We start from the raw sequence: 16,624 nt of genomic DNA on the forward strand, positions 1-16,624 counted from the left end.
ATTGGATATTTGTCGCAATATGTTATAAGAACTAGTTTTATAGTCACAAATCAGATAAAATGATGGAAGAAAAATAGTAAAGAGATGAGTGTTCAACATGCGAATTGGAACTGGTTTTTTCCTCACCGTAATCCTATTATTTGTTTTCTCGTTTATGCTCGTTAACACCATGAACGAAATGTCGAAGGTGCAATCGATTCCATCAGTCCTAGATGAACACGTTGATATACAGGAAATTCACCTATCTACTAACAGTTACGTGTACGACCGACATGGAAGGCTAATTTCAGAAGTGTATCAAGCCGAAAATCGGATTTACTTATCATTTAGTGAAATTCCCCAAACAGTTATTGATGCTTTTATCGCTACAGAAGACCGAAGATTTTTTGATCATAAAGGGTATGACCCCTCTTCAATTGCAAGAGCTTTTCTAACAAACTATAAAACTAATAGTATTGAAGAAGGTGCTAGTACAGTTACCCAACAACTCGTTCGAAATTTATTTCTTACCCATGATCAAACATATGACCGGAAATTGAGTGAGCTATTATATGCTTATAAACTTGAACAAATGTATAGTAAGGAAAAAATACTTGAGCTCTATATCAACACGATCTTTTTTCACAATGGTGTGTACGGCTTTGAAGCGGCGAGCCACTATTACTTTAGTAAGCCCAGTAATGAATTGACTTTAGCTCAAATTTCTTTTTTATCTGCAATTCCAAATAACCCATCTCACTATAACCCTATTAAAAACAGTGAGAATACAAAGTTACGACAACAGTGGATACTAGAGAAAATGTTAGAAGCACAAGTGATTGACAAAGAGGAATATGAAAAGGCTCAAGCTGAGAACATACAGTTAACTGTATCAACCAAAGTGGATCTGCACCCTGACTATGTTACGTATATACACTACGAACTTACCCAACTAATTGCTCAAAAGGAAGGGTATAATCAACAGTTACAAAATGCACCTGCCGAAAGTAAACAAGCTGTCCAACAAAAATTAGATCAACGCGTACAGAAAATTCTGGAACAGGGTATTCGAATAGAAACGGCTCTAGATCCAGATATTCAACGTAAATCGATACAAGCTATTGAAAGACAATTAGCAAATAGCGATATTCAAAGTTCAGCAGTCGTTATACACCACCCAACAAATGAAATTGTTGCGATAACTGGCGGCCGAAACTATAAGAAGTTCGATTTTCACCGTGGGTTTCAGGCTTTTAGACAGCCCGGCTCAGCGATAAAACCTCTGCTCGTCTATGCACCTTACATCGCGGAACATGGGGTTTCTAACCAAAGTTCAATCAATGCTGATCATTTTTGCAAAAAAGACTATTGTCCAAAAAACTTTGGCGGGGCTCAGTATGGCAACGTCACACTTGAAAGAGCCTTTAAAAACTCGTACAACACGCCAGCTGTCCGAATTCTTGATCGAACTGGAGTAGATACTTCTTTCCGCTATCTGAATAAATTTGAATTCAGTCGGGTGGTCCCGAACGACTATGGTCTCCCTGCTGCTCTCGGTGGTTTTACACATGGGATGTCACCTCTTGAATTAACGAAAGCTTATACGACCTTTGCAAATGATGGAGTTTACCATAAACCTTATGGTATTCGGAGAGTAACAGATCTCAAAGGAAATGTACTTTATGAATGGAATGAAACACCGCAACATATGTGGAATTCCAGTGTCAACCAGCAAATGAAATCCCTACTTCAAAAAGTAGTAACGGAAGGAACCGGAAAAAGAGTACATCAACCTAGCACTTATATTGGTGGAAAAACGGGAACAACGAATGCTTTTCATGATATTTGGTTTGTCGGCATTCGAGACGACTATACAGCAGGCGTTTGGGTGGGAAGAGACAAACCGTCTTCTCTTCAATCCATCTACAATCGAGGTCCCCACCTCCTTATTTGGCGAGACATCATGCGTTAAAAAAAGGGTAGCAGGTACCTTTAGTGGACTAAAGGTACCTGCTACCCTTTTCAAACGTATTATAACGGTAAGCTAGCAATAAAACTGTTGTAAAGTGTAAGGATTGCGTAGGCCACAGCTATAATAAAAGTAAACCAAAATAATAAATGGAACATGATCAGCCCGAACATATGAAGTGGAGCTAAAGCATCACTTAATTTATATAAGAAGAAAATAAAATAAATGAACGTCGCAATAATAAAAACAATACTAATGATAAAAATCGAATGGAAAAAGATAAGGGCAATCAAGCTCGCGATTAAGTAGATCCACGTACCTGAACGAATTTTATTCAGTTCATCTCCCGTTTCATCATTAGAAAAAAATAAAAGTGAAAGTTGAACAATTGTATCAGCAATTAATTTTAAAGCAGAAAATACCATAAAGAAGAACAGCAGCAATAGAAATAATAACGTAATTTTTATTCCGCTTTCGGAGAAGAACTCCTTCATCCCATCATATAACCCTAATAACTGTAATTGATTAACAATATATCCTTCCGTAAAAAGAGCGAGAGATGTACTAAATAACAAGATTGAAAATAATGGAAAGTGACCTGTGATATATCTGTTCTTCATGCGCTAATACCGCTCCTACTCTTTTATCGAAAAACTAGACTGAGTTTACTACTTTAAACCAAAATGCCAGGCCCGACAAACGGAGCCTGACACATGAAAAATGCAGATTAACTAACAGAACGAGCTAGGAAAACTTTACGTATGGTGGATCACACGGTAAGCGTTAAGCTCGTTTCCTGTAGCTGGTCCTTTTTCTTTTGACTCACGCTTTTCTTGATGCGCACGTTTAAATGCATCACTATGTAACCAAGCTTCATAATCTTCTTTCGTTTCCCATTTTGTGAAAACAACCTGTTTGCCGTCCTCAGCTTCATTATCTAGAAATAAAAACTCTAAACAACCAGGAACACTTTTCATATTTTCTGAACTCTTCCCAAAACGCTCAGAAATATGTTGCTTTGCTTCTTTTGGTATATGAAGCTCATTCATTACTACGTACATGACAAATCCCTCCAATATTTTTTTCTCTCCCTATTATACACAAAAGTATGGTACTTATAGAAACTATTGGATTTTTCATAGAAAAATCATATTTATGTAAAAGAAAACTTCCACACATACATTCACAATGCGATTATGTTACATTATAATAAGAAGATAGGATTGATTGCTTTTAAGGAGGAAAACCTATTATGGGATTAATACTTATTCTTGGTGTTTGTGTAGCATTTCTTGTAGCTATCTTCACTGCTGGGTATGAAGAAAAGCCTCACAAAAATTAATACTTATTAAGATAGACCTATTCTCTATGAGGATAGGTCTATTTTATACAATACAATAAAAATTCCTTTAGTTAGACTAACCCACGAAATCCTTGTTGGCGGATCGCTTCATAAATCACGATCGCCGCTGTGTTTGAAAGGTTTAAGGAGCGTATTTTGTCAGTTTGCGGTATTCTTAGACAATTTTCTTTTCGATCTTCTAATAATTCTTGAGGCAAACCTGTGGTTTCCCGACCAAAGACAAAAAAGATCTCCTTGTTCTCATCGCTATAATCAAATTCACTATAATTTTTTGTCCCCACTGTTTCGATAAAGTAGAATAGACCCTCTTCATACTTCGTAAACAACTCTTCTAGCGAGTCATAATAATTAATTTTAACGTTGGGCCAATAATCACAGCCCGCCCTTTTTAACATTTTATCGTCTGTGGAGAAGCCTAATGGTCGGATTAAATGTAAGGATGTATTCGTTCCTGCACACGTTCTAGCTATATTCCCTGTATTTGCAGGAATTTCAGGTTGATATAATACAATATGTAGTCCCACTTTATGTACACCTCTTTATTTAATTTGCTACGAATTATTATACCACTTGTTGTTGTGAAGAAAAGCATCCACCCTTACAAAGAACACTTCCACCCCGTATATAAAATTTACATTCATTTATTTAGACTGTTTTCGTAAACTTTGTTGCTATTGGACCGTTAAAAAAAGGATGCCTTAATACTTAGTATCAGGCACCCCCATCTATTTTATGAACCAGTAATTTTAAAATACTTATATTTGATATTCGGCGTCCAAGCTGTCGAGTCTTCATATTTCCAATAGCGCATCCGGCTATTTGTCGTTTGTGCATTGACCAGTGGTTCGCCGTTCTCATCTTTAGCAACGACTATTGTAGTATGTTGCCATCTCCCGTTTCCATCAAAGTCATAACAAATGACATCTCCTGGTGACAACTCACTAGCAGAAGACATCTCCATTCCCCTTAATCCAGACTTGGCTCCACTTAAATGCCAGCGCATGGAATGGGCAACAGACCAACTATAACTCCAATTATTATTCCGGTACCACCAGCCATTGGAGCGATTGGGATGACCAACCATCGGTGCACCGCCTGCTTTTAAACATTGAGAAATGAAATTCGTACAATTATCTTCAAATCTGCGATAAGCCGGATTGTAATCATTCCACCATCTTTCTGCATAACGAACGGCTTCTCTGCGATCATAAGACCAGTGCTCTTCTGACTCATCTACACTCCGCATCCATTCACGGTTCGGTGGTACGTCTTCTTCTTGGTATTGAGCTTTCAATTCCACATCATCCACCAACTCATTTTGAAGAAATGTAGCTTGTCGGTGTTGAAGTGTTTCTTCTATATAAAAATTGCTTCGTTGCTTAATGGATTGTTGGAGGTGAAGAACGTATTCTATCTTCGTTTCATCATCATACGTCCGCTGCCCTAATACTTGTGCGTTTACTGTAGAGTTTACAAGTTCACTTTCTCTAGATTGCAGACTTGCTAATTTTCGTTCTAGACATTTTTTTTCATCCTCTGAAATGAATACATCATCGTCGTACCGAACATTTTCTACATACATACCATTTCTAATTTCAATTAACCGTTTCAATTGTTCAAACCGATCCGTCATTAGGAGAGGCCCTCCTTTTTCTTTTTTCCCTACAAAAGATCCATATTCACTTAAGGGAACAGTAAGAACACTTGAAACGAGGAACTTCTCTGTATGTGCACTTTATGTTAGCTATAATGCCAGGAGCCCGAAGTTCCGGTTAGTTTTCTTTGAATTCCCTTTTAACCAATTGGGTTAATTTTATACTGTTACTGCAATCCACTGTACGACTGATATATGTTAGAGGGAATATCTAGGTAATTCATAAACCAACACCACTGATTGATGCACTTATGCAAATATCTAGGAAAAACAAAACTTATCCCTCCCCCGAAAAAAAATAGAGCAGGAAAACGCTCCTGCTCTAGACAATATTTTATGAAATTTTTTCAATTGCACCTTCCATCTGTAGGAGGATTTCTTTTTTGTCTAGTCCTCCACCGTAACCTACCATGGCACCATTACTTCCGATCACACGGTGACATGGAATGATAATGGGAATAGGGTTTTGATTATTTGCCCCGCCGATCGCCCTTACAGCTTTAGGCGCTCCAATTTCTTGTGCAATTTGCTTATATGATCGTGTCTCTCCATAACCTATGTTCCGAAGCGCTTCCCAAACTTTCTTTTGAAAACCAGTTCCATAAAGATCAATAGGAAGGTCAAAGTCATGACGTTCTCCAACAAAATACTCTCTGAGTTGCTGTACAACAGGAGAAATCTTCTCTTTGTTTTGTACAAGTTCTCCTTTGATTCCTTGCTTTTTCAACCACGCTTTTAATGTCGGTAAACTAAACTCCGATGTACCAAAGTGGATATGGCAAATGCCTCGTTCAGTTGCCGCAATGGTTAACGCTCCAATTGGACTATCCATTTCATCAAAATAAACCGTTGACTGAGCCGACATGTTATCCCTTCCTTCCAACTCCAGTCTTGTACCTATCTTACTGAATAAACAATATCTTTTCCACGGACGTTAGAGGTCCTCAGCGATGATATTTAGTCCTCTATTTATCTCTTCTACTACATCCGTGTCTTTTTCTCGGTCTTTCGCTTGTTTCAACTGTTTTTCTACAGATTTGCCCCCAATAACTGCCAGTGCCCAGGCTGCAGTACCTCGTATAACCGGCCGAGGGTCTTTTGTCATCAATTCTGTTAATGGCTCAATAGCTTCAGTTTCTTTAAAATGTGCTAATGCAATAATTGCATTTCTTTGGATGGGCTTTTTTCCTCTCCAAGCGCCTGAAACATGACCAAAACGCTCTTTAAATTGTCGATTGCTCATCGATAACAATGGCAAAAGCAGCGGTTTTGCTAGATCTGGATCAGGCTCCATTTCGTCGTGAATATGAAAATCTCTCCCCTTATTTTCTGGACAAACTTGTTGGCACGTATCACATCCATATAAACGGTTACCTAACTTCGACCGAAACCGTTCAGGTAAAAAGTCTTTTGTTTGAGTCAGGTAAGCGATACACTTTTGAGAATCTAGCTGCCCCCCTTGAACAAGCGCACCTGTTGGGCAAGCATCTATACAACGCCGGCACGAACCACATTGTTCTTCAAGCGGTTCATCAGGCTGAAACGGTATCGAGGTGATTAATTCCCCTAAATACACGTAAGAACCAAATTCAGGTGTAATAATGGCGCAATTTTTACCACTCCAACCAATTCCAGCTCTTTCAGCTACTGCTCGATCGGAAAGTTCTCCGGTATCTACCATGGAAGTAATGTGAGCATTTGGTACCTTTTCTACTATAAATTTTTCTAAGAGTTGAAGCTTTTCTTTTAAAATATGATGATAATCTTTCCCCCACGATGCTCTGCAAAATATACCTCTTCGTTCTCCTTTCTTGCTTTTCGGAGGGTTTTTCATTTTTGAAGGATATGCTAAGGCAATGGAAATGATTGACCTAGCTTCTGGTGTAATCTTTTTCGGTTCAACTCGTTTTTCTAAATCAGGTTCTTCAAAACCAGATTCATACCCTAATTCACGATGGACAGTTAGTCTTTCTTTTAATGTTGCAAATGGATTAGCACTAGTGAAACCAATTTTATCTATTTCAATACTTTTACTATATGCAATAATTTCATCTTTTAACTGGGCATATGCCATGTAAAAAACCCTTTCTTTCTAAGTTACATCCATTATATGCTACACTAAATGAAAACTAAAAATAAAGAGGTGTTCTTTTGGAAATGGTACAGCTTACAATAGACGAGGAAGTGAAAAGACTTGTACCTCTATTCAAGATCGGGATTATTACGTATCCATCCATTGTCATTTCTGAATCACCACAAATGTTAAAAGGGCGAATTCGTTTTTACCAAGAAGAATTAGCACTGCAACTAGAAAGTAATGAATTAATGAGTTACCCAGGTATTACGGAATGGAGAAATACGTTTAAGTTGCTTTCTATTGACCCTGGGAGGTACCGTCCATCATCCGAAGCGCTTCTAAGAAGAATTAAAAAATCCGAGTTCTTACCATCCGTTCATTCTGCAGTTGACCTTAATAATTTTTTCTCTATCCGTCATCAAATTCCATTTGGTATTTATGATTTACTGCAATTAGAGGGGGAAATTTCTATACGGCTAGGAACGAGAGAAGATCGTTACTTAGGAATTAACGGCCGTGAAAATAACATGGAAGGGAAACTGTTATCCTCTGATGGAAAAGGTCCTTTCGGAAGTCCAATCGTTGATTCCAAACGATCGGCTGTCACCGAATTAACCACTCAAGCTCTTCAGCTGATCTACCTCCAACCTTCAATGGACGAAGAAGAATGTAAGCAATTGCTTCATTCTGTCGGTAAGATGTTCACTCAAGTCCATGGCGGGAACTATCACTGCTCAATCGTCACATAATTGGAAAATAATTCACGAAAACATTATAGAATTTGGTTTAATTATTCGCTAACATGGGAAATAGTAAAGTGTGATGAAAATTGAAAGGATGATCTAATCATGACTCAAGAAAAAGTATCCGCTATTTTAAACAAACAAATTGCTAACTGGAGTGTACTATTCGTTAAACTTCACAATTACCACTGGTATGTTAAAGGTCCACAGTTTTTCACATTACACGACAAATTTGAGGAATTCTATAACGAAGCCGCTTTACATATCGATGAACTAGCAGAAAGATTGTTAGCACTTAAAGGACAACCTGTAGCAACAATGAAAGAATATTTAGAAACCGCTTCTGTTTCTGAAGCAACTGGTAATGAAACAGCTGACGAAATGGTATCAACGATCATCCAAGACTTTGATACACTTATCGATGAATTAAAAGAAGGCATGGAGGCCGCTGATACTCTCGGTGACGAAACAACAGCGGATATGCTTCTAGCTATTCACCAATCATTAGAAAAGCATAATTGGATGTTACGCTCTTTCTTAAAATAATATGCTAACCCATTAAGAATCTGGTCTCATTTTTTGAGGTGCCAGATTCTTTTTTATGGCCATCTACACCTTCTATAGGAGATAATTTGAATTGTTTTTAGAAACAGCTAGTTCTACTAGCTTATGAAGTATAACATTAAAGTCAGCCTCATTCGGATAATGAGCCGATTGTTCTAAAGTGATAAACTCCTTTCCTTTTGGCGCTGCAATACAACTAAAAAACTGTTTAGCCAGTTCATAGTTCGTCGTTTTATCATGTTTTCCTTGAATGATGTAAATCGGAACTTCAATTGTAGACACCGTATCAAAATAATTGGTGTTTGCTATTTCAATTTGTAAATCCTTACTTTCTATTAAGCTAAACTTTGCACCCGTTATCAGCGCCTTCCAAGTGTCACTCAGTTTATAATCTGGAGAAATAAAAGCCCCTCTAACGAAACGATAAAGGTTTGGCTTATTTGTATTTTTTTCTTTGTATAGATTTCTTTTATATTTAGAAATTAGTTTGTCGAGTTGCTCATCATGTTTTCCGACATACGGTGCTTCCCCAAGTTCGTGCAGCACTTGAAGTGTTTTCTCATCTCCAGAACGCTTTGCTTTCTCTACTAACCAAGTCTTCGCTAATTTTTGCGATTCTGAATCATTAACGACTTGAGAAATGCCGACATAAGTATAAAACTTTTCAGGGAAGCGTTTAATTAACTCTGTTCCAAGTACAGTTCCCCAAGACATACCAACTAACATCACCTGATCTTGCTGGAACTTTTCTCTTAAATAATCAACAAGCTCATGAATATCATCAATAAATTGTTCAATATTCATTGATTTAGGATCCATTGCTTTTGAATAGCTCTTACCAGCTCCGCGCTGGTCATAGTAAACAGCTATATAGTGCTCTGTAATTTCTGGAAATAAACTTCTTGAGCTAACACCAAAGGGAAAAGGAGTACCAGGTCCCCCATGTAAAAATAAACAAATAGGTAATTCCTTGCTTTTACCTTCAACAAGGATATACTGCCTAATGCCGCCGATATAAAGCTTTTCCACCTGACTAATACCGCCGCCTTTTACCAATTTCTCACTCTTTTTTATGATTTTTCTTTGAATATAAACTCTAAATCCAAAAACGACTCCCAACAATAATGCAATAAATAGAAATAGTAATGACATAGTTTCCAAGGTAATCTCCCCAATGTTTGTAAATTTTTTCTTCTACCCCTACTCACCTTTGTACTTTTCTTGATAAAAAAGTTCAGCACTTTAATATATATTCAGTGAAGTTACGTTATTCCACCGGTAAATGATTAAGACAGACATTAGATTATGGGTTAAATTCAGTAGTTTCTCACAACCTTTCATTTTTTTTGAGGAGAATTCAGTATCATGTAATAGTTTGTACACAACAGCGTTATCTGTGCAATCCAATTGTTATATGCTTGTTCTTTGTTTCAGAATTTACTGTGCTAACATTAAAACCAATAAGAGAGTAACATTAAATTTTGGAGGTAGTTTATGAAGAAAAGGATCGTTTCTTTAGTAACCGTTGCTGCAATTTACGGGACATTTGGTTTAGGATCACACACATCTGCTAAGGAAGTTACCGTTCAAAAAGGGGATACGTTATGGGGAATTGCAAAAGCAAATGATATATTAGTAGAAGATTTAAAAGAATGGAATGGGCTTACCAATCACATCATCCATCCAAAAGATCGTCTAAAAGTTGCGCTTACTGAAGAATATTATATTGAAAAGGGAGATACTTTATCAGAAATTGCTCTACAGTATGACCATATTTCTTGGAAAGCATTACAGGACTGGAATCAGATTACTGATCCCGATTTCATCTTAGCTGGCGATACATTAACCGTCTATTTAAAAGGAAACCCTCAAGCAAAAGAAGTTGCTAGTGTTACTGATCCTGAAGTAGCAAGCAATAAAGAAGGACGTGCTACTACAGAAGATAAGCAGCAAGAAGTAGCAGTTGAAGTTGAAGAAGCTCCTTCAATGACGGACGAGCCAGCACAGGCACAAGAGGAAGCAGTTTTGGACGAGCCGATTAAGGAAGAAGTTATTAAAGAAGAAGCAGAACCTGCTACAGAAGAACCTACTACAGAGAAACCTGCTTCAGAAGAAACTACTACAGAAGAAGCTGCTACAGAAAAATCGACTAAAGAAGAGGAAGCTTCTGAGCCCGCTTCAGATGACCAGGTTGCGATGGAACTAACGATGACAGCTACTGCCTACACTGCATCTTGTGAAGGTTGCTCTGGAATTACTTCCACTGGGATTAATTTAATAGATAATCCAGATAAAAAAGTCATCTCAGTTGACCCTAGCGTTATCCCATTAGGATCAAAAGTTTACGTCGAAGGCTATGGACATGCGATAGCTGGTGACACGGGTGGCGCCATTCAAGGAAATAAAATTGATATCTTCATACCGAATAAACAAGATGCCATCAATTGGGGTGTAAAAGAAGTAAACGTCAAAGTTTTTAAGTAAGATTATTAACTACCTTATCGAAAATCGAAAAGGTAGTTTTCTTTTTCTAGAGTCCTCACTGACCTGACACTAAAAACCTTTCTCCCAGCCCTTGCATACACTAATAAGAAAAGCGGAAGATATACTGCTTATATGTGTTTTTCGGCGTTTACCGCTAAAGACAACACTCTAACACGGGATTTTAGTTAGGTGCTATAGGTTTTACTTTTGCGGCACTGAGATGACGCTATTTTAGCAGAAATGACCTCTTTTAAGCATTTGTGTAACTGAGAATCCCTTATTTCCTTAATATTAAGCAATAACAACATGAAATATAGTAAATAAGGGATTCTGAGGTCCCTAAGAAGTCAAATTAGCGACTTTTTAAAGAAATAAGGGCCTGTAGAGTCCACTAATTTTTAGATACGTCTTGAAGATCCTTAACTGCACAACTATTGTTGACCTAATGGAAGGAAGCGCAGTCTAGGTTGACGCCTAGAGCTAGGCATCTGCGAAATACACAAAACTAAGTGTTCTTTCTTCCTCTTGATCTGCGTATCTATGATTTAAATAAGAAAGGCTGGTGAGAAGTGCGTATGATGAATTCACCATTTTTTTGCAGTCAATGCGGCAGAGATTTATTAACTCCATCGACAGAGGCTACTAAGAAAGTATGTCCTGACTGTCTGCCTAAAAGTGAGTTGCAACATAAAGACAAACAGAACTATAAAGGACTATTAGGGGAGTCCACGTGGTGGCAGAAGCGCAAATAATGCGCTTTTTTATTACTAAATGAAAAAGCCCCCCGGAAACAAAATCGCTGTTAACGAGAGACTTCTCTTTATGACATTACCCTTCTATATCACGCTTGTTATACCCCAAAAACCCTATAAACAGAAGTACACCAGCTATACCTGTTAAAAGAATGATCGGTAATGCCGTCACCTCTTCTACTGGGAATTGCGGAACGTGAGCAAACGGGGAAACCTTCTCCATCCAAGTTGGAAGTTGAAGTAATCCACCTAAATAGACAACAAAGAACGAATACCCTAGATATAACCAAGTAAGACTAGTCAGCTTTGGAAAATATCCGGTTAGAAATACCGCCAATCCAATCAAAACAAACATAGCTGGTAAATAAACGATACCGGCTTTTACTATGGAAGTAAATAAAACCGGTTCTTCCATTACTGATACAGCTGCAGACCAAAGCCCAATTATTGCTAGAACGAACACAGTCGTTCCAAAGATAATGGAAACAAAGAGATAGCTTCCCATCAGCCTAGTTCGCGATACGGCTCGCGCAAGTAAATGTTCCGTCATATTCTTTTTCTCTTCATTTTTAAGTTTGAGTACGAAAAGAAGTGCAGGAACTGTACAGATGATCGAGATTACTAACATAAGCATCGGTAAAAATTGTTCTACTAACGAAAAACCTTCGACGGGAGCTAGGAATTCTGCCATCATTTCATTACTATCAAAAAAATATTCCAGATCCCCTAACACTGACCCGTAAGAAGCTCCTAAAATGAACATTCCAATCGCCCAAGCAATAATTCCTGTTCGTTGCAATCGAAAAGCTAACCCAAATGGACTTTGCAGAAAACGCGATGCATGTTTTTTACCCGGTCTTGACTGTAAGAAACCTGCTCCTAAATCACGAATCGTATTTAAATATAACGTTAGGACCAAGAGTAAAATCGCTGCACCAATCGTCAAAATCACCGGCCACCAGTAATTATTCACATAGGCTTGTGTTCCTACAATCCACCCAAGTGGTGAGAACCAAGAGAGGGTTTCATTACTTACATCTCCAACAGCACGAATTAAATAAGCCCCGCCTAATACCGCAAACGAAAGTCCAATCGTACCTCTAGAGTTTTCTGACACCTGTGCAAACAAACCCGTAACACTTGTAAAATAGATACCCGTTGCACCTATAGCGGCACCGTATAAAAGGGACCCTTGTAAATCCATACTTTCTATTTGCAAAGCATACAGACCTACACCTGTAATTAATGCTAAAAGGACATTCGCACCAACCATTACAAGTACGGAAGAAGTAATATTGGATAATTTACCGACTGGAAGTGAGCGAATTAACTCGATTCTCCCCTCTTCTTCATCGGCACGTGTATGGCGAGTAACAAGTAAAATACTCATGATGGCTACAACGACAGCTGAAAATAACAGCATTTGATGGGCGAACATGGCTCCTGCTGTGTAATTGTCTAATCCATAACCAGGTCCGACCATGGCGATCATTGCCGGATTTTTCATTGTTTCTGCTATCGCTTGTCGTTCTTGTTCAGTCTGGTATAAATCGGTATAAGCTGCAGCGATTAGTAATGTAAAAAAACTAATTGCAGTCAACCAAATAGGTAGGCGTATCCGGTCCCGCTTGATGATCAGGCGAGCCAACACTCCTGTTTGATGATATAAATCTTTCCACATACCTATTCACCTCCCGCTCCATTAGTTGAGCTTTGCCCAGTACCTTCATAGTGTCGCATGAATAAATCTTCAAGCCTTGGTGGTGAACTTTCTAATTTTAGCAGACCAAACTGACTGACATGTTTCATCACAGCATCTAACTCTTCCCCATCGACTTGAAACGAAAGAGCATTTCCGACGGTTTCAACATCATGGACACCTTTTAAATCATTGATAGATAAAATCGGTTGTTTCGTTTCCACGAGTAAGTTCGTTCTCGTTAAATGACGAAGTTCGTTTAACGTTCCAGTCTCAATGATCGTTCCTTCACGGATGATGCCGACTTTATCACATAATTTTTCGACTTCAGATAAGATATGACTTGAAAGTAAAACACTCTTCCCTTGTTGTTTCGCCTCATTGACTTGCTCTTGAAAAAGTTTCTCCATTAACGGATCGAGTCCAGATGTCGGCTCATCAAAGATATACAGGTCCGCATCGGATGCAAAAGCCGCAACTAAAGCCACTTTTTGCCGATTTCCTTTCGAATACGTTCTGCACTTTTTCGTTGGATCTAATTTGAAGATTTCAATTAGCTCTTCTCGTCTTGCTTTATTATTCGCTCCTCTAAGCTTCATGAATAAATCAATAACTTCCCCGCCGGTTAGGTTGGGCCATAAGTTAACATCCCCTGGTACATAGGCAATTCGCTTATGGATTTCTACTGCGTCTTTCCATGCATCCAGACCAAAAATTTGGGCTTCTCCTTCAGTCGCTTTTAAAATGCCGAGCAGGACACGAATCGTTGTAGACTTGCCGGCTCCATTCGGACCAATAAATCCATAGATTTCACCTTTACTTACTTCCATATTTACACCGTCTAGAGCCTTAAAACTTCCGAATTTCTTGGTTAAATTCGTTGTTTTTAATATCGTCATGGCGATGCTCCCCCTATCTTATGGATACAATTGATCCCTTGATTTTTTAATTATGAAATTTTTTAACTTATATAGTTCATAATATATATAAATTTAATGCATTACAATAAGTAATTATGAAATATATTGTTTGTTTTGTTACAAATTTTTTATTAAACTTACATTGAGGTGACAAAAATGGACGGTTTTCAACGACGAAGAGAACTAAAGAAGAATAATATACTAGATTCGGCGCTATCCCTGTTTATGGAATACGGCATTCAGAAAGTTTCCATTTCTGAAATTGCCAAAAAAGCTAACGTATCTCAAGTTACAATCTATAACTACTTTGAAAGTAAGCACAATCTAATCCACGATGTCTTTATTTATTATGTGGACAAAGCAGCAAATGATTTTGAAGAAGTCATCTATAATGACTTACCTTTTCCAGAAAAAATACAAAAATTGATCTTTGCCAAAAAAGAGGCTGCCACTCAAATTCATGAAGAGTTTTATCAGTTTATGATGAAAGAATATACAACAGAGGGTAATTACATTGAGAAGGTGTATATCGAAAAAACAATTCCTTACTTTACGAAATTGATTGAAGATGGGAAACAACAAGGATTTGTAAATCCGGACTTATCTGCCGAAGCGGTTTTATTTTATATAAATATGTTAAAAGACTATATGCAAAAAGAAGAGGTGTACCAAAAAATACTTCCCCTTACCGAGGACATTACAAACATCTTTTTTTACGGGATCTGTGGGAAGAATGATTAGAGTGCCACCTATAAGGGTTTTGCTTTACCCTAGCGGGGGCAAGCCCCTTGACCGCAATATGCCCACAAAAAAGGTTGCCTGGCAATAGCAATTTTTTCATGCCATTAATTCAGCGAATTTGATGCTGAAGCATTTTTTTAGATCGTTACTCTTTTTTGCGGACTCCACAGGCCCTTATTTCCTCAAAATCTATCATTTTATCATCTTTGCGGAACTGAGAGGCCCTTATTTGTCGTATCACTTGTGCAAAAGGTTGTTTTTTGGGGTAATAAAGGCTCCTGAGTGCCCTACACTGTAGAAAACATCGGAAATGACAAAAATAAGGGCCCTGGAGTTCCCGAACATTATCTCAGAGAAGATGATTAGGAACATAAGCCCTTTACTAGATGTGGCTAGCATCACAATCATCACTTCTGGTAAAGCGCCAGCAGAAAAAATAACAAAGTTTTTTGAAATTTTGAGCCTCTTTTTTATTTCTAATACGTCTATAAATATAAGCCTGACTATTTGTTTATTTAGTTAGAGCTTGATAGGGTTCTTTTCCAAAGACTCCTATCCTTCTATTCTAAAGTTTGATGAGATTTTTAAGTAAAAAATAAATTGTCCAGTACATAGGGGGAAGATGAACTTATGAAAACGAGTCGTATTCTTTTCATTGCAATCGCACTAATTATCGCTGTCGTCATCTACGCTTTTAATACCTTGTCTAATAATAAAACTCTGAATGAGCTGGGACCAGCCGAAACGAGTGAAACAAATGAGCAAGTACTAACTGATAATGAGGAAGAACCGATCATAGGAAATGTTCCAACTGCAGAAGAAGTGGAGGAAGAGTTTCCTTTAGACTTATCAGAAGTTGCGGTACAAAATTCCATTCACTGGATGTCTCACCAGAAAGTAGCCGCCAGCCAAAAATGGGGCCATATGCAAATTACTCAAGAGAGAATTGAAAGGTTAATAGAGGTAGTTGAAGCTAATAATTACAGCTATGGTATAACTTATTTAGATATTCTCGAAAGATGGCAAAAGGGAGACTTCAGTCAAGCCGATGACGACCATAATCGAATTTGGCGGTTACAAGGCGGTACGGTTGGAGAAGCAACCAGACTCTTTACTCCAGAAGAAGAAGCCGAGTATATTAGGAAGCATTTTGAATAGAGCACGTTTAACCCCATAAGCTGAATTAGCTTACGGGGTTTCTTTACTTCCATTCTTCATTACTCAGAACAACGATGCCTGCCCTCCAGTAGACTAACCAGTACAAGCGCGAGGCAAATTTCCAATCAAGGTGGTCTTCCCTTTTACAAACTACTTTTTCTTTTTATCTGAGCTTCAGTAGTAATGAAGCGGTGTTATGCTTTCGGGTAGTCGTTGGATTGACAGGTTGACCGCGTCTAGCTGCTTTTCAACTCGGTGCAGCAAGTAGAGCGTCACCATGATAGGGAAACCAAACTCACTCAAAAGCGACATCCATATCTCCATCGTTAGAACCTCCTTTCGTTCTAGGAAAAGCGTTAAGGCCGTTTAGCAGAACATCTAGACATCTTAAAAATTATCGAGTAGGAGGAGGTGATTAACCTCCGACCTCTCACACCACCGTACGTACGGTTCCGTATACGGCGGTTCAATTTTATACTAAGCATGTACTTTGTTGTAATGTTGGACACAAGAGATTAGCC

16 protein-coding genes are annotated in these 16,624 nt (G+C 38.1%); 6 read left to right on the plus strand and 10 right to left on the minus strand.

The features are described from left to right. Positions 1-97: 97 nt before the first annotated feature. Complete coding sequence (locus tag ACNSTQ_RS21325) at positions 98-1,951, plus strand: transglycosylase domain-containing protein (protein WP_418201769.1); 1,854 nt, start codon at positions 98-100, stop codon at positions 1,949-1,951. A gap of 59 nt (positions 1,952-2,010) precedes the next feature. On the opposite strand, the gene ACNSTQ_RS21330 is transcribed toward ACNSTQ_RS21325, so the two are convergent. The 6 genes from ACNSTQ_RS21330 to queG form a co-directional block, all read right to left on the minus strand. Continuing rightward, positions 2,011-2,568, minus strand: coding sequence for a DUF5366 family protein (locus tag ACNSTQ_RS21330; protein WP_418201770.1), 558 nt, complete (start codon positions 2,566-2,568; stop codon positions 2,011-2,013). Between the two features lie 135 nt (positions 2,569-2,703). Beyond that, positions 2,704-3,009 carry an antibiotic biosynthesis monooxygenase family protein gene (locus tag ACNSTQ_RS21335; protein ID WP_418201771.1) on the minus strand — a complete coding sequence of 102 codons (306 nt, stop codon included), beginning with the start codon at positions 3,007-3,009 and terminating at the stop codon, positions 2,704-2,706. Positions 3,010-3,361: 352 nt separating this feature from the next. Continuing rightward, the gene (gene trmL / locus ACNSTQ_RS21340; protein WP_418201772.1) at positions 3,362-3,835 is read right to left on the minus strand and encodes a tRNA (uridine(34)/cytosine(34)/5-carboxymethylaminomethyluridine(34)-2'-O)-methyltransferase TrmL; all 474 of its coding nucleotides are present in this window, start codon (positions 3,833-3,835) and stop codon (positions 3,362-3,364) included. 206 nt (positions 3,836-4,041) lie between these two features. Further along, positions 4,042-4,944 (minus strand): amidase domain-containing protein, encoded by a 903-nt coding sequence (locus ACNSTQ_RS21345; RefSeq protein ID WP_418201773.1) that lies wholly within the window; start codon positions 4,942-4,944, stop codon positions 4,042-4,044. Positions 4,945-5,299: 355 nt separating this feature from the next. After that, the gene (locus ACNSTQ_RS21350; RefSeq protein WP_418201774.1) at positions 5,300-5,830 is read right to left on the minus strand and encodes a methylated-DNA--[protein]-cysteine S-methyltransferase; all 531 of its coding nucleotides are present in this window, start codon (positions 5,828-5,830) and stop codon (positions 5,300-5,302) included. 69 nt (positions 5,831-5,899) lie between these two features. Continuing rightward, the gene (gene queG / locus ACNSTQ_RS21355; protein ID WP_418201775.1) at positions 5,900-7,039 is read right to left on the minus strand and encodes a tRNA epoxyqueuosine(34) reductase QueG; all 1,140 of its coding nucleotides are present in this window, start codon (positions 7,037-7,039) and stop codon (positions 5,900-5,902) included. Positions 7,040-7,122: 83 nt separating this feature from the next. Between queG and ACNSTQ_RS21360 the strand changes: the two genes are divergently transcribed. Together ACNSTQ_RS21360 and ACNSTQ_RS21365 are read left to right on the plus strand one after the other, a co-directional pair. Next, on the plus strand, positions 7,123-7,791 hold the full coding sequence (locus ACNSTQ_RS21360) for a B3/4 domain-containing protein (protein ID WP_418201783.1): 669 nt from the start codon (positions 7,123-7,125) through the stop codon (positions 7,789-7,791). 99 nt (positions 7,792-7,890) lie between these two features. Next, positions 7,891-8,331 (plus strand): Dps family protein, encoded by a 441-nt coding sequence (locus tag ACNSTQ_RS21365; protein WP_418201776.1) that lies wholly within the window; start codon positions 7,891-7,893, stop codon positions 8,329-8,331. A 72-nt stretch (positions 8,332-8,403) separates the two neighbouring features. Here the strand turns inward: ACNSTQ_RS21365 and ACNSTQ_RS21370 are convergent, their stop codons facing one another. Further along, complete coding sequence (locus ACNSTQ_RS21370; RefSeq protein WP_418201784.1) at positions 8,404-9,501, minus strand: alpha/beta hydrolase; 1,098 nt, start codon at positions 9,499-9,501, stop codon at positions 8,404-8,406. Between the two features lie 342 nt (positions 9,502-9,843). On the opposite strand from ACNSTQ_RS21370, the gene ACNSTQ_RS21375 reads away from it, so the two are divergent. Beyond that, positions 9,844-10,833 (plus strand): LysM peptidoglycan-binding domain-containing protein, encoded by a 990-nt coding sequence (locus tag ACNSTQ_RS21375; RefSeq protein WP_418201777.1) that lies wholly within the window; start codon positions 9,844-9,846, stop codon positions 10,831-10,833. 828 nt (positions 10,834-11,661) lie between these two features. Here ACNSTQ_RS21375 and ACNSTQ_RS21380 read toward each other — a convergent pair. Together ACNSTQ_RS21380 and ACNSTQ_RS21385 are read right to left on the minus strand one after the other, a co-directional pair. Continuing rightward, complete coding sequence (locus ACNSTQ_RS21380) at positions 11,662-13,266, minus strand: ABC transporter permease (protein WP_418201778.1); 1,605 nt, start codon at positions 13,264-13,266, stop codon at positions 11,662-11,664. 2 nt (positions 13,267-13,268) lie between these two features. Beyond that, complete coding sequence (locus tag ACNSTQ_RS21385; protein ID WP_418201779.1) at positions 13,269-14,183, minus strand: ATP-binding cassette domain-containing protein; 915 nt, start codon at positions 14,181-14,183, stop codon at positions 13,269-13,271. A gap of 177 nt (positions 14,184-14,360) precedes the next feature. Here ACNSTQ_RS21385 and ACNSTQ_RS21390 point away from each other — a divergent pair, with 177 nt between their 5' ends. Next, positions 14,361-14,945: a TetR/AcrR family transcriptional regulator gene (locus ACNSTQ_RS21390; RefSeq protein WP_418201780.1), complete on the plus strand. Its 585-nt coding sequence runs from the start codon at positions 14,361-14,363 to the stop codon at positions 14,943-14,945. A gap of 630 nt (positions 14,946-15,575) precedes the next feature. Beyond that, positions 15,576-16,103: a DUF6241 domain-containing protein gene (locus tag ACNSTQ_RS21395; protein WP_418201781.1), complete on the plus strand. Its 528-nt coding sequence runs from the start codon at positions 15,576-15,578 to the stop codon at positions 16,101-16,103. 174 nt (positions 16,104-16,277) lie between these two features. On the opposite strand, the gene ACNSTQ_RS21400 is transcribed toward ACNSTQ_RS21395, so the two are convergent. Then, complete coding sequence (locus ACNSTQ_RS21400; RefSeq protein ID WP_418201782.1) at positions 16,278-16,427, minus strand: YvrJ family protein; 150 nt, start codon at positions 16,425-16,427, stop codon at positions 16,278-16,280. Between the last annotated feature and the right edge of the window lie 197 nt (positions 16,428-16,624).

This window comes from Alkalihalobacterium sp. APHAB7 (genome assembly GCF_048323755.1).
In the GTDB taxonomy this organism is placed as follows: domain Bacteria; phylum Bacillota; class Bacilli; order Bacillales; family Bacillaceae_F; genus Alkalihalobacterium.

What these genes read in the sequence shown, in the direction of transcription:
- ACNSTQ_RS21390 (WP_418201780.1), top strand. Translation starts at nt 14,361, where the DNA reads ATGGACGGTTTTCAACGACGAAGAGAACTAAAGAAGAATAATATACTA.
- ACNSTQ_RS21375 (WP_418201777.1), top strand. Translation starts at nt 9,844, where the DNA reads ATGAAGAAAAGGATCGTTTCTTTAGTAACCGTTGCTGCAATTTACGGG.
- ACNSTQ_RS21400 (WP_418201782.1), bottom strand. Translation starts at nt 16,427, where the DNA reads ATGGAGATATGGATGTCGCTTTTGAGTGAGTTTGGTTTCCCTATCATG.
- ACNSTQ_RS21385 (WP_418201779.1), bottom strand. Translation starts at nt 14,183, where the DNA reads ATGACGATATTAAAAACAACGAATTTAACCAAGAAATTCGGAAGTTTT.
- ACNSTQ_RS21350 (WP_418201774.1), bottom strand. Translation starts at nt 5,830, where the DNA reads ATGTCGGCTCAGTCAACGGTTTATTTTGATGAAATGGATAGTCCAATT.
- queG (WP_418201775.1), bottom strand. Translation starts at nt 7,039, where the DNA reads ATGGCATATGCCCAGTTAAAAGATGAAATTATTGCATATAGTAAAAGT.
- ACNSTQ_RS21325 (WP_418201769.1), top strand. Translation starts at nt 98, where the DNA reads ATGCGAATTGGAACTGGTTTTTTCCTCACCGTAATCCTATTATTTGTT.
- ACNSTQ_RS21380 (WP_418201778.1), bottom strand. Translation starts at nt 13,266, where the DNA reads ATGTGGAAAGATTTATATCATCAAACAGGAGTGTTGGCTCGCCTGATC.
- ACNSTQ_RS21345 (WP_418201773.1), bottom strand. Translation starts at nt 4,944, where the DNA reads ATGACGGATCGGTTTGAACAATTGAAACGGTTAATTGAAATTAGAAAT.
- ACNSTQ_RS21395 (WP_418201781.1), top strand. Translation starts at nt 15,576, where the DNA reads ATGAAAACGAGTCGTATTCTTTTCATTGCAATCGCACTAATTATCGCT.
- ACNSTQ_RS21365 (WP_418201776.1), top strand. Translation starts at nt 7,891, where the DNA reads ATGACTCAAGAAAAAGTATCCGCTATTTTAAACAAACAAATTGCTAAC.
- ACNSTQ_RS21370 (WP_418201784.1), bottom strand. Translation starts at nt 9,501, where the DNA reads ATGTCATTACTATTTCTATTTATTGCATTATTGTTGGGAGTCGTTTTT.
- ACNSTQ_RS21335 (WP_418201771.1), bottom strand. Translation starts at nt 3,009, where the DNA reads ATGTACGTAGTAATGAATGAGCTTCATATACCAAAAGAAGCAAAGCAA.
- ACNSTQ_RS21330 (WP_418201770.1), bottom strand. Translation starts at nt 2,568, where the DNA reads ATGAAGAACAGATATATCACAGGTCACTTTCCATTATTTTCAATCTTG.
- ACNSTQ_RS21360 (WP_418201783.1), top strand. Translation starts at nt 7,123, where the DNA reads ATGGTACAGCTTACAATAGACGAGGAAGTGAAAAGACTTGTACCTCTA.